The 21,545-nt window shown below is 43.2% G+C and carries 17 protein-coding genes; 9 read left to right on the forward strand and 8 right to left on the reverse strand.

The window, feature by feature from the left end:
- Positions 1-106: 106 nt before the first annotated feature.
- The 3 genes from A587_RS0108890 to A587_RS0108900 form a co-directional block, all read right to left on the reverse strand.
- A complete protein-coding gene (locus A587_RS0108890) occupies positions 107-1,816 on the reverse strand; it encodes an AMP-binding protein (protein ID WP_017217293.1) in 1,710 nt (569 codons plus the stop codon).
- Positions 1,817-2,045: 229 nt separating this feature from the next.
- Positions 2,046-5,219, reverse strand: coding sequence for an efflux RND transporter permease subunit (locus tag A587_RS0108895; RefSeq protein ID WP_017217294.1), 3,174 nt, complete (start codon positions 5,217-5,219; stop codon positions 2,046-2,048).
- Between the two features lie 4 nt (positions 5,220-5,223).
- Positions 5,224-6,396 carry an efflux RND transporter periplasmic adaptor subunit gene (locus tag A587_RS0108900; protein WP_017217295.1) on the reverse strand — a complete coding sequence of 391 codons (1,173 nt, stop codon included), beginning with the start codon at positions 6,394-6,396 and terminating at the stop codon, positions 5,224-5,226.
- A 418-nt stretch (positions 6,397-6,814) separates the two neighbouring features.
- On the opposite strand from A587_RS0108900, the gene A587_RS0108905 reads away from it, so the two are divergent.
- On the forward strand, positions 6,815-7,417 hold the full coding sequence (locus A587_RS0108905) for a TetR/AcrR family transcriptional regulator (RefSeq protein WP_017217296.1): 603 nt from the start codon (positions 6,815-6,817) through the stop codon (positions 7,415-7,417).
- Here the strand turns inward: A587_RS0108905 and A587_RS0108910 are convergent.
- From A587_RS0108910 to A587_RS0108925, 4 genes are all read right to left on the reverse strand, one after another.
- On the reverse strand, positions 7,401-9,245 hold the full coding sequence (locus A587_RS0108910; RefSeq protein WP_017217297.1) for an ABC transporter ATP-binding protein: 1,845 nt from the start codon (positions 9,243-9,245) through the stop codon (positions 7,401-7,403). The two genes, A587_RS0108905 and A587_RS0108910, sit on opposite strands and share 17 nt — an antisense overlap.
- 89 nt (positions 9,246-9,334) lie before the next feature.
- Positions 9,335-10,522: a hypothetical protein gene (locus A587_RS0108915; RefSeq protein ID WP_017217298.1), complete on the reverse strand. Its 1,188-nt coding sequence runs from the start codon at positions 10,520-10,522 to the stop codon at positions 9,335-9,337.
- A 178-nt stretch (positions 10,523-10,700) separates the two neighbouring features.
- Positions 10,701-11,147: a DUF3010 family protein gene (locus tag A587_RS0108920; protein WP_010376968.1), complete on the reverse strand. Its 447-nt coding sequence runs from the start codon at positions 11,145-11,147 to the stop codon at positions 10,701-10,703.
- Positions 11,148-11,181: 34 nt separating this feature from the next.
- The gene (locus A587_RS0108925; protein WP_010376969.1) at positions 11,182-12,174 is read right to left on the reverse strand and encodes an endonuclease/exonuclease/phosphatase family protein; all 993 of its coding nucleotides are present in this window, start codon (positions 12,172-12,174) and stop codon (positions 11,182-11,184) included.
- Between the two features lie 229 nt (positions 12,175-12,403).
- On the opposite strand from A587_RS0108925, the gene thrS reads away from it, so the two are divergent.
- From thrS to rplT, 4 genes are all read left to right on the forward strand, one after another.
- Positions 12,404-14,314, forward strand: a complete 1,911-nt coding sequence (thrS, locus tag A587_RS0108930) for a threonine--tRNA ligase (protein WP_017217299.1) — start codon at positions 12,404-12,406, stop codon at positions 14,312-14,314.
- Between the two features lie 56 nt (positions 14,315-14,370).
- Positions 14,371-14,934: a translation initiation factor IF-3 gene (gene infC, locus A587_RS0108935; protein WP_017217300.1), complete on the forward strand. Its 564-nt coding sequence runs from the start codon at positions 14,371-14,373 to the stop codon at positions 14,932-14,934.
- A gap of 181 nt (positions 14,935-15,115) precedes the next feature.
- Complete coding sequence (rpmI, locus tag A587_RS0108940) at positions 15,116-15,316, forward strand: 50S ribosomal protein L35 (protein WP_010604868.1); 201 nt, start codon at positions 15,116-15,118, stop codon at positions 15,314-15,316.
- A 15-nt stretch (positions 15,317-15,331) separates the two neighbouring features.
- Positions 15,332-15,691 carry a 50S ribosomal protein L20 gene (gene rplT, locus A587_RS0108945; protein ID WP_010376973.1) on the forward strand — a complete coding sequence of 120 codons (360 nt, stop codon included), beginning with the start codon at positions 15,332-15,334 and terminating at the stop codon, positions 15,689-15,691.
- Positions 15,692-15,786: 95 nt separating this feature from the next.
- Here the strand turns inward: rplT and A587_RS0108950 are convergent, their stop codons facing one another.
- Complete coding sequence (locus A587_RS0108950; RefSeq protein ID WP_017217301.1) at positions 15,787-16,620, reverse strand: SDR family oxidoreductase; 834 nt, start codon at positions 16,618-16,620, stop codon at positions 15,787-15,789.
- Positions 16,621-16,746: 126 nt separating this feature from the next.
- On the opposite strand from A587_RS0108950, the gene A587_RS0108955 reads away from it, so the two are divergent.
- From A587_RS0108955 to A587_RS0108970, 4 genes are all read left to right on the forward strand, one after another.
- Complete coding sequence (locus A587_RS0108955) at positions 16,747-18,534, forward strand: M14 family metallopeptidase (protein ID WP_026000935.1); 1,788 nt, start codon at positions 16,747-16,749, stop codon at positions 18,532-18,534.
- Between the two features lie 2 nt (positions 18,535-18,536).
- Complete coding sequence (locus tag A587_RS0108960) at positions 18,537-19,178, forward strand: MBL fold metallo-hydrolase (RefSeq protein WP_017217303.1); 642 nt, start codon at positions 18,537-18,539, stop codon at positions 19,176-19,178.
- A 111-nt stretch (positions 19,179-19,289) separates the two neighbouring features.
- Positions 19,290-19,748, forward strand: a complete 459-nt coding sequence (locus A587_RS0108965; RefSeq protein WP_010376979.1) for an Lrp/AsnC family transcriptional regulator — start codon at positions 19,290-19,292, stop codon at positions 19,746-19,748.
- A gap of 204 nt (positions 19,749-19,952) precedes the next feature.
- On the forward strand, positions 19,953-21,509 hold the full coding sequence (locus tag A587_RS0108970) for a SulP family inorganic anion transporter (protein ID WP_017217304.1): 1,557 nt from the start codon (positions 19,953-19,955) through the stop codon (positions 21,507-21,509).
- The last annotated feature ends 36 nt before the right edge of the window (positions 21,510-21,545 follow it).

Below are 21,545 nucleotides of genomic sequence, written 5' to 3' on the forward strand. Positions count from 1 at the left end.
CGTTGCAGGCTAACTAAAGAGATTATTAGCAGGATTGTGCTTTAGAGGATTATTTGATTTGCCACGCAAAACCCTTTTGCGTGGCAACAAAGATGTCGAACGCAAATTACGCTGTTTGATGTAACTCTTGCTCCATTTGATCTCTCATTTTAAACTTTTGTAGCTTACCCGTTACCGTCATCGGATAGGCGTCAACCAATTTGATGTATTTTGGTACTTTGAAATAGGCGAGTTTATCTTTTAAAAATACACGAATATCTTCTTCCGAAATATAGTGTCCGGGCTTAAGTTGAACCCAAACACATACTTCCTCACCATACTTTTCGTCTTTGATCCCAAATACAGCGGCATCCTGAATATCATCATGATGATAAAGCACCTCCTCAATTTCTCTGGGGTAAATATTCTCGCCACCGCGAATGATCATGTCTTTTATGCGGCCGACGATGCTAACGAAACCTTCGTCGTCCATTACCCCTAAATCACCAGAGTGTAGCCAGCCGTCGTCATCTATGGTCGCCGCCGTTTTTTCTGGGTCTTGCCAATATCCTTTCATTACACAATATCCTCTGGCACATACTTCACCAGGCGTACCAATTGGGGCAATATGTCCTAGCTCGTCAATAATTTTGACCTCGGTATGTGGCATCGCGCGACCAACAGTCTGCACGCGTTTTTCTACAGGCGAATCGATCTCGGTAATATTGTTGATTGGGCTGCACTCGGTTTGCCCGTAACCAATGAGTACATCGGTCATATGCATTTGGGTTTGTACTTGGCGCATGACCTTTTCTGGGCAGGTGGAACCTGCCATCACCCCAGTGCGCAGCGAAGATAAATCAAACTGCGTAAAGTCTGAGTGTTCTAATTGTGCGATAAACATTGTCGGTACACCATGAAGCCCGGTGCATTTTTCTCGTTCAACAACTTGTAAAGTGATAAGTGGATCAAAGCTATCGTTAGGGAATACAGCGCACGCCCCTTTACTGATACAAACGAGATTACCGAGCACCATGCCAAAACAATGATAAAGCGGCACAGGAATACAAAGCTTATCTTGCTCTGTGAGCTTCATGGCATTGGCGACGAGCAATCCATTATTGAGGATATTACTGTGGGTGAGGGTGGCGCCTTTTGGGTTGCCAGTAGTACCTGAAGTAAATTGAATATTGATAGCATCACAGGCACTGAGGTTGGCTGCAATCGCATTTGCCTCAAGATAGTGCGCATCATTAGCTTTAGATAACAAGGTGCTGAAATTCATTAGACCTGGTTCAATATCCTCGTCGATAAGCACAATCTGTTTGAGTGAGGGAAGGCGCTGTGAAGATAATTCGCCAAACATACAGTCATAGGATTCTGGTGCCAGCTCTCTTATCATGTCGACGTAATGGCTATGTTTAAAAGACTTCGCCATAACTAACATCTTACACTCAACGTTGTTTAGCACGTATTCAAGCTCACTTGGGCGATAGGCGGGGTTAATGCACACCATAATTGCACCAATTTTAGCGGTTGCGAATTGCACTAGACTCCATTCAAGATTGTTTGGAGACCAAATCCCAACTCTATCCCCAGGTTGTATGCCTACAGCTAAAAGACTTGCAGCAAGTTGATTTATTTTTGCCAGATACTCACGATAATTTAATCGAACTGATTGATGAGAGACAACAATGGCGTCTCTTTCTGGATAATTGTCGACAATATCTTCTAGATATTGCCCTATGGTGAGTTGAGTCAGCGGTGCTACTTGGGGGCCTTTGAAGTAACTCTTTGTAAGTGTACTTGCATTTATTAATTGGCTCTCTGTTGTCATATCTTGTCCTTGCTGTTGATCTCTAGTTTTTATCATTATGCTTTATCAGTGATAACCTAATTGTCGACAAAATCAAGTGCAATTGGACGAAAAGCATGAAATTACGACTAATGGATAGTGATAAAGAGTGTGATGGCAAGATAGTAGAAAGGCGGTAGTAGCTTTATCAAACATATAAAAAAACGCCTGAAAGTTCAGGCGTTTTGTGGTTTAACTTAAGGGATTGTTATTAAGCTAATCCTTCATCTGTATCGACATGCTCATCTTTATGATGCTGCGCGATTTCATCTGAAAGTTCTTGCTTAGAACGCTTCTCTGACATCCGTCTTGCCATTAGCCAATAGAAGAACAGCGGCAAGAAGAATACTGCGAGGAAGGTAGCCGAGAGCATACCACCCATTACACCGGTACCGACACTGTGTCTTGCTCCTGCGCCTGCTCCAGAACTCATCACCAGTGGAACTACGCCAAGTATGAAAGCAAGTGAAGTCATGATAATAGGTCTAAAACGCAGTCTTGCCGCTTCAAGGGCTGCGGTTGCTGGACTCCACCCTTCTTGATACTTCATTAGCGCGTACTCGACAATAAGAATGGCATTCTTACTGGCGAGGCCAAGTAGGGTAACCAAACCGATTTGGAAGTAAACGTCGTTGGTCAGCCCTGCAATCCAGATTGAGACCAACGCACCAAAAGTACCAAACGGTAGCGCTAACATAACCGAGAATGGCAATGACCAGCGCTCATAAAGTGCTGCGAGGATCAAAAATACCATGATCACGGCCATACCGAGTGCAATACCGGTTGTGCCAGAGTTTTGCTTTTCTTGGAACGCGGAACCCGTCCACTCGTAAGTCATATCTGGTGGTAGCACTTTGTTGGCGATACGCTCAAATTCCGCGATAGCTTGACCTGAGCTGTAGCCAGGTGCTGCTTCGCCCATTAACTTAACTGCAGATAAGTTATTGTAACGATTCATGGTTTCCGGACCGCGACTATACTCAACATCCGTAAATGCAGAAATTGGTACCATTTCGCCACGATTGTTTTTCACATAAATGCGGCCAACATCTTCCGGTGTCATTCTAAACTCTGCTTCTGCGGACATAATCACCTGCCATGCACGACCAAACTTATTGAAGTCGTTGACGTAGTAATTACCTAAATTGGCTGCAAGTGCGTTAAACGCAGAATTGATATTAACCCCCATGGCACGCGCTTGTTCACGATCCATATGCACCTTTAGCTGCGGAGCATCAGGACGCCATAGCGTTTGAATGCCTGTAAGAATAGGGCTCTTCTGCGCCTCGGCCATGATCATCTGCATGCCTTGCTTCAATTTAGCGGGATCAGAGCCGCCTTTATTTTGCAAGAAGACTTCAAATCCGCCTGTTGTACCCAAGCCGAAAATTGGCGGTGGGTTAAACGCCAGCACTAATGCTTCGTTAATATGCGCGGTTTTCATAAATAGCTCACCAACAAGTTCCTTCGCCGACACATCTCGTTCATCCCAATGTGTTTGCGTCACGAACATAGTCGCCGCACTATTTTTGAAGCCACCACCGATGAAGTCCATCCCCGTAAACGCCACGACGTTTTCGTTAGCTGGGTTTGACTTCGCAGCAGCGATTACTTCATCAGCCACTTTAGCGGTGCGCTCTAATGAAGATCCATCAGGCAAGAACACAGCAATCATGTAGTAACCTTGGTCTTCGTCTGGAACCAAAGAGCTTGGTGTTTTTTGCCACAGGAATACTGTCGCACCAATCATCGCTACCATCAATGTTAGGCCTACAAAACCACGGCGAACCATAAAGCTAACCGCGCCAACATAGCGTCCGGTTACACGATGGAACCAGTCATTGAACCACAAGAAAAACTTGGCATCTTGTTTGTGCTCGTGCTTAAGCAGCAATACACAAAGTGCAGGTGTCATCGTCAGTGCAACCACACCGGATAAACTTACAGAGATAGAGATTGTGATCGCAAATTGGCGGAATAGTTCGCCTGTTAACCCACCTAGGAAAGCGATAGGTACAAACACCGAACACAATACCAATACAATCGCGACTACGGGGCCGCTTACTTCCTGCATCGCTTTAACTGCGGCTTCTCTAGCCTGCAAGCCTTGCTCATGCATAATACGCTCGACATTCTCAAGTACCACGATGGCGTCATCTACCACGATACCAATCGATAACACCATGCCGAACAGCGTTAGCGTGTTAATCGAGTAACCGAGCATATACAGACCTGCAAATGTACCAAGTAACGAGACCGGAACTGCAAGCGTTGGAATTAGCGTTGCGCGCCAGTTTTGCAAGAACAGGTAAACCACTAAGAATACCAAAATCATTGCTTCACCAAGCGTTTTTAACACTTCTCGAATTGAGACTTCTACAAAGCGTGTGGTGTCGTAAGAGTTAACGTGAGCGAGGCCTGTGGGGAACTGAGGTTTGATCTGTTCAATTTCAGCCTCTACTGCTTTAGCCACGTCAAGCGCATTCGCGCCCGGTTGCAAGAATACACCGAGTAATACCGCTTCCTTACCGTTAATAGTACCTTGGAAGTTATAGTCTTTAGAACCAAGCTCTACGCGAGCAACATCCTTAAGGCGCAGTGTTGAGCCATCAGGGTTTGCACGAACGATGATATTTTCGAACTCTTCAGCCGTCGATAAACGTCCTTTCGCGGTGACACTATAAACTAGCGATTGCGCGTCTTGAGAAGTCGGTGTTGCACCGATACTACCCGCTGCATACTGAGAGTTTTGCTCTCTAATTGCTCCCGCTATATCGTCTGCTGTGACTTGCAGTTGACTCATAATGTCCGGGCGCAACCAAATACGCATGGCATAGTCTTTAGCACCGAAGATCTGCACGTTAGTCGTACCAGGAATACGTTTGACGCGGTCAAGGATATTCATGGTGACGTAGTTAGATGTCCAGAGACTTTCTCGAGTACCATCTGGCGAATAGAATGCGTGTACTTGTAAGAAGTTAGAAGATGTCTTTTGAACTACCACGCCTTGGCGTCTAGTTTCTTCAGGGAGACGAGCCTCGACTTGCTTAACACGGTTGTTAACATCTACCGCGGCTTGATCAACATCCGTTCCAATCTCAAAAGTTACTGCAATAGTCGTTACACCGGAGTTGGTACTGGTTGATGTCATGTACATCATGCCTTCAACACCGGTAATCGCGTTTTCGATAGGAGTTGCTACGGTTTGTTCTAGTACATCCGCTGATGCACCAGGATATACTGCACGCACCTCAACTTGAGGTGGTGCAATTTCGGGATACTGTGCGACAGGCAAACTACGCATTGCAGCAAGCCCGGCAAGCACTATCACGATAGAGATAACAAAGGCAAAAATAGGCCTGTTTATGAAATATTTGGAGAACATCAGATTATTCTCCTTGCTCGCTCACAGATACTGGCATACCAGGGAAGAAGATCCTCGCCATACCTTCAACGATGACAGGTTGATCTTCTTTTAAGCCTTCGCGAATAACCCACATATTTTCATTATTAAGCTTGACCCATTCACCAACTTTGACCGGCGCAGGTAGGGCTACGGTTGCACCTTGTTCATTTTTGGTAGCAATGTACACAAATTTCCCCGTACCATTGTCTAGTACCGCTCTTTGCGGAAGCACAATAGCGTTATTGCGTACCGCACCAGAGAGCTTAACTCGCACAAATTGACCCGGTCTTAACTCGCCGTTTTCATTAGGAATACGAGCTTGTAACTCACTGGTACCCGTAAAGCGATTTACCCTAACGTCGCTAAAGTTTACTTTACCGGCTTGTCCATAGAGTGAACCGTCTTGCAGAATAATCGTGGTATCAAATTCATTATGAGCTGGTAATGACAATGAGCCATTTTCTACATCTTGGCGCATTGTTAGCTGCTCACGCTCTGAAAAGCCGAAGCGAGCACGAATAGTGCTGATGTCAGTAAGTTCAGTTAATAGTACACTCGGACCGGAAACATAACTGCCTTCTGACATTAACTCACGACCCACGATACCAGAAACTGGCGCTTCAACTTTGGCGTATTCAAGGTCTAGCTTAGCTTCACTCAATGCGACTTTTGCAGATTCTAAATTCGCAACTGCAATATCGTAGGCCGATACTGAGTTATCAAAGTCGCGCTTTGATACCGAACGCTCATTCTTCAAACGCTCAAGCCTTTCGCTCTCGCGCTTAGTTTGATCAACGTTTGCTTTTGCTGCCTGAAGTGCTGCCTGCGCTTTGTCTACCGCTAATTCAAAAGGTTTAAGTTCGATGGTGAATAGTGAATGACCAGCTTTTACAAACTGACCTTCCTCAAAGTTGCGAGATTCGATTATCCCAGAAACTCGAGAGCGAATTTCTACTTCCTTATCACCCGCGAGGGTCGCTGGAAGTTCGATATCGAATGGCACTGATTGAGTAGTAACTTGTTGTACACTCACTTGCGCAGGCGGCATTGCGTGGCCCCCTTGCTGTGGTGCTTCTGAACACGCTGACAAAGTGCCTAACGTGAGCATTAAAAAAGATAGGTGTTTAACACGACTGCGTATTGATGCTGGATACATGAACACTCCAATTCCTATATTATCATTGTATGCTGCCCCGGCTTCGACGGGGAACTACCTTGCAATTTGCCTTTAATAACGCACACTCGACTGGATGCAATCAGACAAGTGACTTCATTTCATACCTTAACCACACCAAAGTAAAGGCTATTTGTTCGACAATTAAACAAGTAAACGGTAGTGTATACTTAAAGAAATAAAAGGTAAACGGTTGCGTGTACTTTTCTTCAATTTAGGTATACGATCATGTGTACTTTTTATTAACGACTTTATTGATTAAAATAAAGGGAATGTTGATTTATTACAAAGAAGGCTTATCTCTGTATAGAGAGGAGGTTCTTGGTATACAACTGACCATGTGAGTAGCAGCTAACAAAGGCTCGCTTTTCCCACTATTAATTAAAGACAGAATAAGTAAATGACGCAACTTTCACCAAAACAGCAGTCAATTTTATGTGCAGCGATAGAAGAGTTCGCTCAAAAAGGCTTGCAGGCGACGACGATGGAGTCGATCAGTCAATCAGCGGAAGTATCAAAGCGCACGTTATACAAACATTACTCGACCAAAGACGAGCTCTTTGATGCCGTTGTTGAGCTGTTAATTGAGCGGATTAAGCCAATAACTGCGATACAATTTATCCCAAACTATGACTTTTCAGTGCAACTGCAACATCTTGCGAAAAGCGCAATGACTTTGTTGAATGACGAGGATTATATGCGTTTGTCGCGTATTGTAATGATTGAATCGATGCGTAGCTTTGAGCAAGCACAGAATTTAAATGAAAAGTTTAGTCATTGTGAAGCCGCGATGATCCAATGGTTCGAAGATGCGGCGAATTCAGGGTGTCTTGGTAGTTTTGATGCGGACTTTGCTGCAGCGTACTTTTGGGGCGCACTGAAAAAGCTAGGCTATTGGGAACGTGCGATAAAATGGCAAGCTCCGCTTCCAGAAGCAGAGCTTGATATATTAGTTGAAAAGGCGGTCGCGCTATTTTGTAACGGCGTTACTCAACCCCAATAAATCCACCGGTTTGATGCGACCAAAGTTTGGCGTAAATACCACCTAAGGCTAGCAAGGATTGATGGCTTCCTTCTTCTACTATCCGACCTTCATCCATTACGATTAATCTGTCCATTTGTGCAATCGTGGATAATCTATGGGCAATTGCTATAACGGTTTTACCTTCCATCAGTGCATCTAAGCTCTCCTGGATGGCTTGCTCAACCTCAGAATCCAAAGCAGAAGTGGCTTCGTCTAAAATTAAAATTGGCGCATTTTTTAGTAATACACGGGCAATGGCGATACGTTGTCGTTGGCCACCTGATAGTTTCACACCGCGTTCACCGACTTGTGCGTCAAAGCCGGTATTTCCGTGGCTGTCTTCTAAGTCTTGGATAAAATCGTAAGCCTGCGCTTCTTTTGTTGCGGCTATTAATTCTTCCTCTGATGCATCAGGGCGACCATAAAGGATATTGTCGCGTACGCTGCGATGGAGCAAAGAAGTATCTTGCGTCACCATGGCGATATGACGTCGTAAGCTTTCCTGTTTTACCTTAGCAATATTTTGGCCATCAATTTCGATGCTACCGCCGTCAGTATCGTAGAATCTCAATAGTAAGTTTACTAAAGTCGACTTACCTGCACCTGAGCGACCAACCACACCAATTTTCTCGCCGGGTTTGATATGTAGGTTCAGGTTGTCGATGACGTTATGTTGTCTCGCTGCATCCTTACGCTTATAAGCGAAGGTAGTGTTACAAAAGTCGATTTTTCCGGCTTTAAAATCTAACTGCGGCGCTGTTTGTTGATCAACAATATCAAGCGGTCTTGAGAGCGTGTTCATGCCGTCTGCAACTGTACCAATATTTTCGAATAGGCCGCTAATTTCCCACATTATCCACTGCGCCATACCATTTAGTCGTAAGGCTAAGCCTACTGTAATTGCGATTGCACCAGCGGTTATTGCATTAAATGACCATAAGTAGATGGAAAGTGCCGCGACGGAAAATACCAAAAGATAATTTAAGGCCTGAATACTAACGTTTAAGCTAGTTGCTAAGCGCATTTGCTTATATACAGGTTGAATAAATACATCCATGCTATCTCTAGCATATTCTTCTTCTCGTTTGGTATAAGAGAAAAGCTTTACGGTTGAAATATTGGTGTAGCTATCAACTATCCTTCCCGTCATTTCCGAGCGCGCGTCAGCCTGTTCACTAGAAACACGTTTTAACTTAGGAACAAAATAAAATTGGAAACAGATATAGCAGCCAAGCCAAATAACCAGCGGGATCATCAAACGTATATCACTGCTTGCAACAAGCGCGAGCATTGCGGTGAAGTACACTAAAATATATACCAGCACATCGAGTAGTTTCATGACTGATTCGCGCACGGCTAGGGCGGTTTGCATCACTTTAGTTGCAATACGTCCTGCAAACTCGTCTTGATAGAATGTCATAGACTGCTTTAGCAAGTAGCGATGTGCCTGCCAGCGAATAGCCATTGGGTAATTACCCAATAAACTCTGATGTAAAATGGCGCTGTGAAAAAAGACTAACAGTGGCAATGCCACTAACGTGATCACAGACATTCGAATTAACTCGGTTTGCTTGGCCTCAAACAGAGTTTGTGGTGTATAAGTTGAGAGCCAGTCAACTAAATCACCCATAAAGCCAAATAATGTTACTTCCAAAATTGCGAGGATCGCGGCACTTAGCGACATAAATAACAAGGGTAATTCCATTCCCTTAGTGTAGAAGCGACAGAAAGCCAACAAACCTTGTGGTGGCTGACCAACTTCTTGCTCGGGAAAGGGCTTGGTAAAGCGTTCAAATACTCGATACATGGATGATCCCTAAATTTGTTCAGAAGCTAGTCTACCTTGATAGTATGAAATGCGCGAGTCACAGATTGGTGCCTAATTTGCACGAATAATTATAGCTGTTTTTGGTTGAGTTGTTTTTGTGTAATGAGCTCACCAGTGACAGCATTATAACTACTCAAAGTCAGTGGCGTAGAATAGTGCTTTAAATAGACCTGATCATGTGGCTTTTCTACTGTAATTTTGTCGATTGGGACGAGTTTTTTACCTTCATCGACAAAAAATGACAGTTCTAAATAGCATGGAAAAACCTCTTTACATACACCGAGTGATTGTTGTTGTAGATCAAACGTTGAGGAGAGCCAGCTTGGCCTATTATTGATTATCGTGGTTCTGGGCCAAGTTACAGAAAGATCAAATCGTTGTGGATCTGAAGAGTAGTGCTGAGATTGGCTTGCTACTCGTGCAAGCAGCAAAGGAGTATTGCCACTCACTGATTGAACCTCAGATAAGCGAACCTGATCAACGGTGAGTGGATTAATTTTCAATGTTTGTTTGAGTTCACTCGCCAGTTGGTTTTGCTCATCTAGTTGAGAAAATCCTAGATGAACGAGTAGTTTTGCATCGCGATTGTTATTAAATACTTTTTCTTTTAAGTGTTCAGCTGCGGCTTTGGCTCTACCTTGCTGTGAATCGTGATCGTAACTAATAATCTCGTAGCCAAGTGATTTGGCTTCAAATACCAAGCTCGCGTAAGTCGCTTCCATGGTGTAGATCCCATGTTCGTATGTTATAAAGCCGTGTTTATTGATTTGCTGCTCAACGCTTACCTGTGGAGTGAGGGCTTCTAATGCAAGGTAGCGATAGCCTTGTTCATATAAAGGCTTCAATAGGGCAATCGTTAGCGCTCGGTGTTTAGCATTATGATACGCCTCGTTTACCATAGTGATACGCGTGTCAGCAGCCTTTTGTTCTATGATTTCTAACGCAGGAACTAGCCGATAATCGTTTAGCAACATATCTGGATTGATCACCCCAGAGGTGAGTTTTTCTGCTTCAAAATAATTGCCGACGATAGAATGATAGGTTGCTGCATATTGAATGTTTGCTGAGCTACTATCTAAATGTCCTTTGACTGGAATTTGGCTTTCAAGTGACTGTGTGTTTTCAAACACACGTTTATCTGAGTTAACACCAAAGATTAAAGAAGCAGGGTTAGCGCTTGAATTTGCAAATGCTGGTACGGATATCAGCGAACATGCGCAAAAAATAACGGCTTTTCCATATTGTTGAGGTAACACCTAAATCCACTCCTTGCGGTTTATTACGGTTATATTAATAGCATAAAAGTAAGGAGGGCTGAATCAAATAAAAGCAAATTTTTTACAAGTATTTTATATTTGAATTATTTACAGGGGAGATAAATGTGGAAGCAAATAAAAAGGCCAGTAGCTAAGTAACTGCTGGCCCTTGATATGATTATTCTTCTTTGCCGTATGTTTTACGAAGAATATAAACATAGGCATTGATGAAAGCTTGCTCTTGAAACTTTTTCAACCCAGTGTCTTCATAGTCAACAGGAATTGGGTTTCTTTTTAATTGCTCTTTAACTTCAGTGCTAGATAGTAACTGCACGTCCACACCTGAAATTAACTGGATTGCAGCTTCCATTTTAAAACCAGCCGCACTACCTGCGAATTTACCTTTGTGTGGGCGCTGACGAATGGCGATAGAATCTACGCCGTAATCTTCTACTAGTTTTGCAAAGTCGAATTGGAACTTGCGCATTTCATCAAGTTCTGTCCCTTGGTTACTTAACGTAAAGCGGCGCTGACGAATGTCTCTGATATCAAAAACATCATCTTCTTTCGTTAGCATACAAAGCAGAGCTTCGCTGCCTGAAATTTCAACCCCAAGTGTTCTCATTTTCGTGTCCAGATTATGCAAAAATTGAATTATCTCACAGTGTTATTTCTATTGCTATCGCTGCATGGTCAGAATAGCAAATATCTTCGTCCATACGCTTCGGATCAAGGTGAGCATCGTAACTGTAGTAATGTAACGACTTCACTCTGGGCGTTTCTCGGTTGGGATTGAATTCTTTTGAACAAAGAATGTAATCAAGTACGTTACCTTCACCTTGATAGTAATGACTGGCTGGCTTTACTTTGTGGTTGTTGTCGGCGTAAAGAAAACTGTCGAACAATCCGACACTGTCAAAGCCATTACTAGCAAGGACGGGTGGAAAGGCTTGCGTCATAAAAGATAATGCTGGGCTGTCTAATGCATCATTAAAGTCGCCCATCACCAACGTTGCAGCCTGTTTCTCTCTTTGTGTTTTTAATGCATCGTAATAAATGATGGAAGCTTCGAGTGAACGTGAGATTTGCGACTGCATCGTACCTACGGTTTCGTGAAGTAATGTAAGTAGCGGGTCGTCTTGATTGGAATCTCCCAGCATGTGGGCCATTGAATGCACGCGTTGAGACTTAAAGTGCACGGCATAACACGCGAGTAACCCGAAGCCTGGAATGTCGAACTTACATTTTATCGGGGTGCGATTGAATTTAAATTGATGTTGATTATTAAGGTATTCAAGTAACTCGGGGCAGGGCTCTAACGGCGCAAAGGATTTAAATGGTAGTTTTGATGCAATAGCGACCACGGGTTTAAACAATACCGATGGGTATACGTGATCAGGACTTGGCGCATCGACTGTGGCAAAGTGAACAAGACCCAAGTCTTCGCACAGCATCTGTAAGCTATCGGGTGAGAAGACTTCTTGAAACACAATGACATCGGGGTTTATATGCTGAATAAGTCCCGTGATAAACTGAGTTTTGGTTTGCCACTGTGTTTCATTATAGTGCTCATGCAGTTGATAAAAAGAATAAGGCGGCGCTGCAAAATTTAGTAGATTAAAGGTTGCAAACCGATAACGCTTTTTGGCCACGAATAATCCCAAAATAGTTTTTGTAAATTAATAGATTAATTTTAGCTCTAGGCTTGCACTTAGCCAAGTAACACGCGAGAATAGTGATTCTTATTCGAAAGTCCTCGGATGAGCCGCGATAATTCGCGCAAGACAATGCTTATTCGTAAAAGCGTTGATAGGCACACTTTAAAATTAATTACATACATGTGATGCATTGTAGGTGTCACCACTGTAAATAGGATTTATCATGCCAGTTATTACTCTCCCTGACGGCAGTCAGCGTATTTTTGAAAACCCTGTCACTACTCTAGAAGTCGCTCAAGACATCGGTCCTGGCCTTGCGAAAGCAACGATTGCTGGCCGTGTAAATGGCGTTCGTGTTGATGCTTGTGACCTCATCGAAAATGACTCAGCGCTTGAAATCATCACCGCAAAAGACGACGACGGTCTTGAGATTATTCGTCACTCGTGTGCGCACTTGATTGGTCACGCTGTAAAACAATTATTCCCAGAAGCTAAGATGGCGATTGGTCCTACCATCGACAACGGTTTCTATTACGATGTTGACCTAGAGCATTCGCTTACTCAAGAAGACCTTGAAGCGATTGAAAAGCGCATGTTGGAGTTGGCAAAAACCGACTACGACGTAGTAAAGAAAAAGGTGAGCTGGCAAGAAGCGCGCGATGCATTTGCAGCACGCGGTGAAACCTATAAGATGGAAATCCTAGACGAGAATATCGCGAAAGATGACCGCCCAGGTTTATATCACCACGAAGAATATGTTGATATGTGTCGTGGTCCGCACGTTCCAAATATGAAATTCTGTCACCACTTCAAGATTATGAAAGTGGCGGGCGCATATTGGCGCGGCAATTCAGAAAACAAGATGTTACAGCGTATTTATGGTACAGCTTGGGCTGACAAGAAGCAGCTAAAGGCGTATCTTAAGCGTTTAGAAGAAGCTGAAAAGCGTGATCACCGTAAAATTGGTAAAGCACTCGACCTGTGGCATTGGCAAGAAGAAGCGCCAGGCATGGTATTCTGGCATAATGATGGCTGGAGCATTTATCGTGAGCTTGAAGATTTTGTTCGTGAAAAACTACGCGAATATCAGTACGAAGAAGTAAAAGGTCCGTTGATGATGGACCGTGGCTTGTGGGAAAAATCAGGTCACTGGGACAAGTACTCAGATGCGATGTTCACGACTGAGTCAGAGAAACGTGAGTATGCTATTAAGCCGATGAACTGCCCAGGTCATGTGCAGATCTTTAACCAAGGGCTAAAGTCATACCGTGATTTACCATTACGTATGGCTGAGTTTGGTTGTTGTCACCGTAATGAACCATCAGGCGCACTACATGGCTTGATGCGCGTTCGTGGCTTTACTCAAGATGATGCGCATATCTTCTGTACAGAAGAGCAAATCATGGATGAAGTATCTGCCTGTATCAAAATGGTATATGACACATACTCGACATTTGGCTTTGAAAAGATTGTTGTAAAACTTTCGACTCGTCCAGAAAAGCGCATTGGTGAGGACGAAATGTGGGATAAAGCGGAAGCTGCATTGGCTGAAGCGTTAAAAGTTAACAACATCGAATTTGAATATCTGCCGGGTGAAGGGGCGTTTTATGGTCCTAAGATCGAATTCACGCTGTATGATTGTTTAGAGCGTGCGTGGCAATGTGGTACAGTGCAATTAGACTTCGCACTACCAGGTCGTTTAGGTGCAACTTATGTTGCGGAAAGTAACGAGCGCAAAACACCAGTTATGATCCACCGCGCAATTCTGGGTTCACTAGAGCGCTTTATTGGAATTCTAACGGAAGAATATGCTGGTCAGTTCCCAACTTGGCTTGCGCCGAAACAAGTTGTGATCATGAATATCACGGATAAACAAGCGGATTATGTCCACGAAGTTGTACAAAAGTTGAATAAACTTGGAATAAGAGCTTGTGCCGACTTGAGAAATGAGAAGATTGGTTTTAAAATCCGCGAGCATACTTTAAAACGTATACCTTATTTACTAGTGGTGGGTGACAAAGAAGTCGAGCAACAAGAAGTTGCAGTAAGAACCCGTACTGGTGAAGATTTAGGTAAATTATCGATTGATGATTTCATCGTTAAAGTTAGCGAAGAGATTAAAAATCGACTATAAATATAAACTTGCGTGTACTTTACTTTTTCTGGTGCACGCATTTACTTTTGAATTTTTTGGAGGAACGTACCATTAGAGGCGGCAAAAAAGGGCAAAATAACGCTCAGAAAAATCGTATTAACGAAGAGATTACAGCGAAAGAGGTTCGCTTAATTGACGCTGAAGGCGAGCAAGCTGGCATTGTCTCAACAAGAGACGCACAAAACATGGCGGATGAAGCAGGTCTAGATCTGGTTGAGATCAGTCCAAATGCTGAGCCACCGGTTTGTAAAGTGATGGACTACGGTAAGTTCCTTTTTGAAAAAGCAAAAATCCAAAAAGAACAAAAGAAAAAGCAAAAGCAAATTCAGGTTAAGGAAGTTAAATTCCGTCCTGGTACAGATGTTGGTGATTACCAAGTCAAGCTACGTAGCCTTCGCAAGTTTCTTGAGGGTGGCGACAAAGCTAAAGTCACAATTCGCTTCCGTGGTCGTGAAATGGCGCACCAAGAGATTGGTATTGATCTACTAGAACGTATCAAGACTGAATTGGAAGATATCGCATCAGTTGAGTCTTTCCCGAAAAAAGTAGAAGGTCGTCAGATGATAATGATGATGGCGCCTATTGCTAAAAAGTCTTAATCTCGGCATAATACGCATCGAATTTAACGCAGGTCTCAAGTGCTAACGCCACCTGCGTTATCCGGTTTTAAAGTAAGGTATTGATCCTTCACCGGTTTTAGGTAGTAAGCTAGGCCTACAAGTGAGTTTATCTCCGCCTACTTACATTGTGTTAAAGCAATATCATTCGGAGTTATTGCAAATGGCTTATAAGCTAAAATCACACAGAGGTGCTGCTAAGCGCTTCAAAAAGACTGCTTCTGGCGGTTACAAGCGTAAACAGTCGCATCTTCGTCACATTCTGACTAAGAAATCTTCAAAGCGTAAATTACACCTTCGTGCTAAGTCTATGGTTCATAAGAATGACCTAGGCCTAATCGATCGTATGTTACCATTCGCTTAATAGAGGATATCAGAAATGGCAAGAGTTAAACGCGGCGTAGTTGCACGTGCACGTCACAAAAAAGTATTAAAGCAAGCTAAAGGTTACTATGGAGCGCGTTCACGCGTTTACCGCGTAGCTTTCCAAGCGGTAACTAAAGCTGGTCAATATGCTTACCGTGACCGTCGTGCTAAGAAACGTACTTTCCGTCAACTATGGATTGCTCGTATCAACGCAGCTGCACGTCAAAATGGTCTTTCTTACAGCCGTTTCATCAATGGCCTTAAAAAGTCATCGATTGAAATCGATCGTAAGATCCTAGCTGATATCGCAGTATACGACCAAGTAGCTTTCGCAGCACTAGTTGCTAAAGCAAAAGATGGTCTAGCTGCTTAATAAGCGGAACTAGAATTAGTCTTAGGACTAAACCTGGTATTGAAAAGGAGCCTTAGGCTCCTTTTTTAGTTTTATACTCGTTATCAACGCAAGCGTTAGCGGTTTTTTATTAAGATTTTATCCAGCATCTTACTGCTCAATATTCGTTTTAAGTATCCCATCAAATAGGTTGGAAACGTAACGTAATATCTCGGCTTTGCAGTCTTCGCACTCAGTGCGTGTTGCAGCGCTTTATAAACAGCTTCTGGTCCTAAGGTAAATTTTTGTGGTGCTTCTTCTGAGCCTAAGCGGTTAAGCTGCGCCTGATATGCATTGTGATGTACACTATTTTCGTGATCGATATTCGCTAAAAAGGCGTGTTTTGCGTTTTCTCTAAATTTAGACACGATTGGACCTGGCTCTATTAGGCTAACTTGAATATTGCTATCTGAAAGCTCCATGCGTAAGGTGTCGGTAAGTCCTTCAAGTGCAAATTTGCTCGCGTTATAGGCGCCGCGATATGGCAGAGCAACTAACCCAAGTACGGATGAGTTATGAATAATGCGGCCTGCGCCTTGCTTACGCATTTGCTCAACTGCGAGACAGGTGAGCGTATGCCAGCCAAAAAAATTAACTTCAAATTGTTGCCGTAACACCTCTGTAGGCAAGTCTTCTACCGCACCAGGTTGGCCGTAGGCACCGTTATTGAACAACGCGTCTAGCTGACCATTTGCGATTGTCAAAGCTTGGTTAAAGCCATCATTTATACTTTGCTCGCACGCTAAGTCGAGCAAAATACATTGAATGTCTGTGCCTTCAAATTTATTCAAGTCTTTTGCATTTCTAACCGAAGCAATAACTTGATATCCTGCTTTTGACAATTGCACAGCGCAGTAATAACCAATCCCGCTAGAACAACCTGTGATTAAAATTGATTTTTGTACGCTCATTTGATCCCTAAAGTTATGGTTATCTGCGATTAACTGCAAATTTTTGTTGAATCACCGCACATTGTAAGCCGATATCTAAAATATTGATATAATTGGCAGATAAAAGCAGAGGAATAGAGAAATATGATGAGTTCCAGCATTATTATGCTTACTGCAATGCTAGGTATGAACGGTCATTTACCACCTTTGATAGAGTGGCAGGGCAAAAGTGAACAACTATTACAACAACAAGGCCCATTAACGACTGATTTTGAACTAAGCGGTGCGATAGACTCTCCTGATTATGCAGACACGATGGCATTCGTTGACCGCCTAGTGGCTGCCAATCCGACCCAGTTTAAGCTAGAGACGATTGGGTTTAGCAATAGTAATCGTGCAATTAAAATGATTGTTGCAACGGAGCAGGGCGGTGACAAGTCAAATGTTATTAATAATGGTAAGCCAACCATTTTAGTACAAGCTGGTATTCATGCCGGAGAAATTGACGGCAAAGATGCAATGTTTATGTTGCTTCGCGATGTTGCAACCGGTAAACGCCGCGATATCTTGACGAAAGTGAATTTACTCTTTATCCCTATTCTCAACGTCGATGGGCATGAAAGGCGCAGCGAGTTTAACCGTATAAATCAACGCGGCCCGACTGTTATGGGCTTTAGAACCAATGCCAATAACTTAAATCTGAATCGTGATTACACTAAATTGGACACGCCAGGAGTCAAGGCGGTCATGCAGGTGATTAACGAATACAATCCGGATCTGTACATCGATGTTCATGTAACGGATGGCGCAGACTACCAATACGATGTCACTTATGGTTTTAACCCAACTTTTGCAAGTGAGTCACCTGCAATAGCAGAGGTGTTAGAAAATCAGATTTCGCCACAAATTAATGCAGCGCTTGCCGCTCAAGGGCATATTCCAGGTCCACTTGTATTTGTGATGGATAAGCGAGACTTTAAAAAAGGGTTGGCTGGTTGGGTGGCAACACCACGATTTTCAAATGGTTGGGGAGATTTAAAAGGACTGCCGACCATACTGGTAGAGAATCACTCATTGAAGCCCTATAAGCAGCGCGTGTTAGGCACTTATGTGTTTATGGATGGCGTTATCAGTGGCCTTTCAAGCAATATTCAGGCATTACGAGAAGCGGTTCAAAAAGAGGCTGAATTCACACCGAAACAATTGGTTGTCGAACGCAGCTATGCAAAAGAGCCGGACTACATTCAATTTAAAGGCATCAAATACAAGCAGTTTGAAAGTGCATTGTCTGGTCATTTGGAAGCGAAGTATTTAGGCGAGCCGCAAGACTATGAAAAGCTGCCAATTTATTGGCAGAAGGAAGTAAAAACAACGGTGAATGTACCTGAGCAGTTTTACATTCCCCCGGCATATCCGGAAGTGGTCGAAAAATTAAAACTGCACGGAATTACCGTTTCTACACTGCCGGATGGAACGGTAGTGGAAAAAGTAAGCCAAGCTACAGTAAAAGACTACAAGTTCGATACTGCTCCTTTTGAAGGGCGCTTTAGAGTGAATGCGACTTTTGACATTAAGGAGCTCTCAGACAAGGTCGATCTCAGTGGGTGGTATAAAGTAGCAACGGCGCAAAAATCTGGAGAGCTGGTGACTCACTTGCTACATCCAGAGGCGCCAGACTCATTTTTTGCTTGGGGGGAGTTCAATACTATTTTCCAACGTACAGAATATGTTGAAAATTATGCACTTGAACCTTTTGCGCGAAAAATGCTAAAACAAAATCCAGCAATGGCGCTAGCCTTCGATAAAAAAATACGTGAAGACAAGCAGTTTGCAAATGATCCAAAAGCTCGAATGGAGTGGCTTTATGCAAGAACTCCGTTTTATGATAATGCGTATCTTAAATATCCTGTTTTGATGTCGTTTGGAGCAAACTAACCATGCAAGTGTTCACAATTCCAGTTACCCCGTTTATGCAAAATTGTCGTGTTATCGTGTGTCCAGAAACACAAGCCACTGCAATTGTAGATCCAGGTGGTGAAGCGGAAAAAATTATCGCGCAGTTGGACACTCAGGGGTTAGTGCCAAGCATGATCTTGCTTACCCATGCGCACCTTGATCATGTGGGAGCGAGTACAGAATTAAGTGAATATTTTAACATCGAGATTATTGGGCCTCATCAGGGCGACCAATTTTGGTTAGAAGCCTTACCAATGCAATCACAGATGTTTGGTTTTCCTAATCATGCTGCTTTTTTACCATCAAAGTGGTTAAATGATGGTGATAAGGTTAAGGTGGGAAACCTAGCACTCGAAGTCAGACATTGCCCAGGGCATACTCCGGGGCATGTGGTATTTTATGAACCAAACTCAAAACAGGTTTTAGTAGGAGATGTGTTGTTTAAAGGGTCTGTTGGTCGTACCGACTTTCCAAAAGGCGATGCCGCTCAACTAAAACAGTCTATACAAGATAAACTGTTTACTTTGCCTGATGAGGTCGTGGTGCATTCGGGCCATGGTGAAAATACCTCAATTGGCTTCGAAAAGGCGACAAATCCTTTTATGAGTGGCCGATTTGGTTAAATATAGTGGAAGTGGCATAGTAGTGATGTGCATTTTTTAATTTGCTATGCTTCAGGGAATAACAATCAGCATCGGTTAATAGACTGATGTGCTAATTAAACTAGAATAGATATGTCATTGAACCAAGTAGATCGCCAGATACTGGCATTGTTACAGCAAGACGCAAGTCTTTCTACCGCTGAAATCGCTGATAAAGTGGGACTATCTCAGTCACCTTGTTGGCGTCGCATCGCTAAATTAGAGCAAGACGGTTATATCAAAGGCAAAGTTGCATTGCTGGATGAGAAAAAACTCGGATTTGATATGTTGGTTTATGCGCATGTTAGGCTTTCAAACCATGGCCGCAACAACCTTGCCGAGTTTGAAAAATTGATCTTAAGTTATGACGAAGTGACAGAGTGCTACTCTATGGCAGGCACCATGGACTTTATGTTGCGTATCATTTCGAAAGGCATTGAAGGCTATGAGCAATTTGTTCGTGATAACTTACTTAATTTAGAATTCGTCCAAGAAGTACACTCAAACGTTACTATGACTTGCGTTAAGCGCAGCACTTCCTTACCACTTTAATACATTTTGTTGCCCTACATCGTTTGGTAGGGCTTCCCGTCATCTTTTCACCATTGTTCTATACTACAATGTAGGCCGCTTTATTGAGCTATGTATTGCAAACGAGTTTGCGATACAAGCTTGTATCTTATTTGTTAAAGGCGCTGCTTTTTGCTAAAATCCGCCGCCTTTGTGTTCATAGTCAATTCACACCAGAGGATATTGATGTTTAATCTTATCAGCAAAGCGCCTAGCTCTGCTAAAAACGATGTACTGTCTGGGCTTACGGTCGCTTTGGCACTTGTGCCTGAGGCTGTGGCTTTCGCTTTTGTTGCACAAGTAGACCCATTAGTCGGTTTATATGCAGCATTTATTGTCGGTCTTGTGACTTCAATCTTTGGTGGTAGGCCAGGTATGATCTCGGGTGCAACAGGGGCTCTTGCCGTGGTAATGGTGAGTCTTGTTGTTGAGCATGGTGTAGAGTATCTCTTTGCAACCGTATTACTCATGGGCCTCTTACAAATACTCGCGGGTATATTTAAGCTCGGCAAGTTTATACGTATGGTACCGCATCCTGTAATGCTAGGCTTTGTAAATGGCTTAGCTATCGTTATCTTCCTCGCCCAGCTTGGACAATTCAAAGTACTTGACGAACAGGGTAATCTTACGTGGATGCAAGGTGAGGCGCTATATATTATGGCTGGCTTGGTGGCATTGACTATGGCCATTATTCACTTTTTGCCAAAGTTGACTGCCGCTGTGCCTTCGAGTCTAGCGGCGATTTTAGTGGTAACCGGTATTGTTATTGGTTTAGATTTAGATGCTCGTAATGTGCTTGATTATCTGAAAGATATGTCAGGTAACGTAGATGCAACGATAGCTGGTGGTTTTCCTGCTTTCCATATCCCAGAAGTGCCATGGACATTTGAAACATTTAAAATCATCTTCCCATACGCACTTATCCTAGCGGCGATTGGTTTGATTGAATCTCTACTAACGCTCACGTTAATCGACGAAATCACCGAAACACGTGGTCACAGTAACCGAGAATGTATTGGTCAAGGTGCGGCTAACGTTACTTGTGGTGTGTTTGGTGCGATGGGTGGCTGTGCGATGATTGGGCAATCAATGATCAATATTAATTCTGGTGGACGTAGCCGTTTGTCAGGTATCACAGCTGCATTATTACTACTTGTATTTATTCTGTTTGCGGCAAGCCTTATCGAGATGATCCCGCTTGCGGCGTTAGTTGGTGTAATGTTTATGGTGGTATTAGGGACTTTTGAATGGTCAAGTTTTAGATTAATAAGAAAGATCCCTAAATCAGATGCATTTGTAATCGTCTTGGTGTCGGGGGTTACAGTGATTACAGATTTGGCCATCGCAGTTTGCGTTGGTGTCATTGTTTCGGCACTCGTATTCGCGTGGGAGCATGCGAAACATATTTACACCAATAATTATATTGATGAGCAAGGCTCGAAAGTATATGAATTACACGGACCTCTGTTTTTTGGGTCGGTGAAAAACTTTGCTGAGCTGTTTGATGTTAACAATGATCCAGATGATATCATTGTTGAATTTAAACATAGCCGTGTTGCTGACCACAGTGCAATTGAAGCGATAGATGCGTTAGCTGAACGTTATAAAAAGGCTGGTAAAACGCTTCATCTTCGCCATTTAAGCCAAGACTGTAAAGTATTGCTAAGTAAGGCTAAAGATCTCGTTGAGCTAGACGGCCAAGCAGATCCTACTTATAAAGTGGCATCCGACAAGCTTGCTTAAGAGCGACAGTTTGAATAGATGAATATAAATTAACTG

The organism is Pseudoalteromonas sp. NJ631, from assembly GCF_000276645.1.
Classification (GTDB): domain Bacteria; phylum Pseudomonadota; class Gammaproteobacteria; order Enterobacterales; family Alteromonadaceae; genus Pseudoalteromonas; species Pseudoalteromonas piscicida.

Coding starts and splice junctions, on each gene's coding strand:
- A587_RS0108890 (WP_017217293.1), bottom strand. CDS start 1,816: ATGACAACAGAGAGCCAATTAATAAATGCAAGTACACTTACAAAGAGT.
- A587_RS0108895 (WP_017217294.1), bottom strand. CDS start 5,219: ATGTTCTCCAAATATTTCATAAACAGGCCTATTTTTGCCTTTGTTATC.
- A587_RS0108900 (WP_017217295.1), bottom strand. CDS start 6,396: ATGTATCCAGCATCAATACGCAGTCGTGTTAAACACCTATCTTTTTTA.
- A587_RS0108905 (WP_017217296.1), top strand. CDS start 6,815: ATGACGCAACTTTCACCAAAACAGCAGTCAATTTTATGTGCAGCGATA.
- A587_RS0108910 (WP_017217297.1), bottom strand. CDS start 9,245: ATGTATCGAGTATTTGAACGCTTTACCAAGCCCTTTCCCGAGCAAGAA.
- A587_RS0108920 (WP_010376968.1), bottom strand. CDS start 11,147: ATGAGAACACTTGGGGTTGAAATTTCAGGCAGCGAAGCTCTGCTTTGT.
- thrS (WP_017217299.1), top strand. CDS start 12,404: ATGCCAGTTATTACTCTCCCTGACGGCAGTCAGCGTATTTTTGAAAAC.
- rpmI (WP_010604868.1), top strand. CDS start 15,116: ATGGCTTATAAGCTAAAATCACACAGAGGTGCTGCTAAGCGCTTCAAA.
- rplT (WP_010376973.1), top strand. CDS start 15,332: ATGGCAAGAGTTAAACGCGGCGTAGTTGCACGTGCACGTCACAAAAAA.
- A587_RS0108950 (WP_017217301.1), bottom strand. CDS start 16,620: ATGAGCGTACAAAAATCAATTTTAATCACAGGTTGTTCTAGCGGGATT.
- A587_RS0108955 (WP_026000935.1), top strand. CDS start 16,747: ATGAGTTCCAGCATTATTATGCTTACTGCAATGCTAGGTATGAACGGT.
- A587_RS0108960 (WP_017217303.1), top strand. CDS start 18,537: ATGCAAGTGTTCACAATTCCAGTTACCCCGTTTATGCAAAATTGTCGT.
- A587_RS0108965 (WP_010376979.1), top strand. CDS start 19,290: ATGTCATTGAACCAAGTAGATCGCCAGATACTGGCATTGTTACAGCAA.
- A587_RS0108970 (WP_017217304.1), top strand. CDS start 19,953: ATGTTTAATCTTATCAGCAAAGCGCCTAGCTCTGCTAAAAACGATGTA.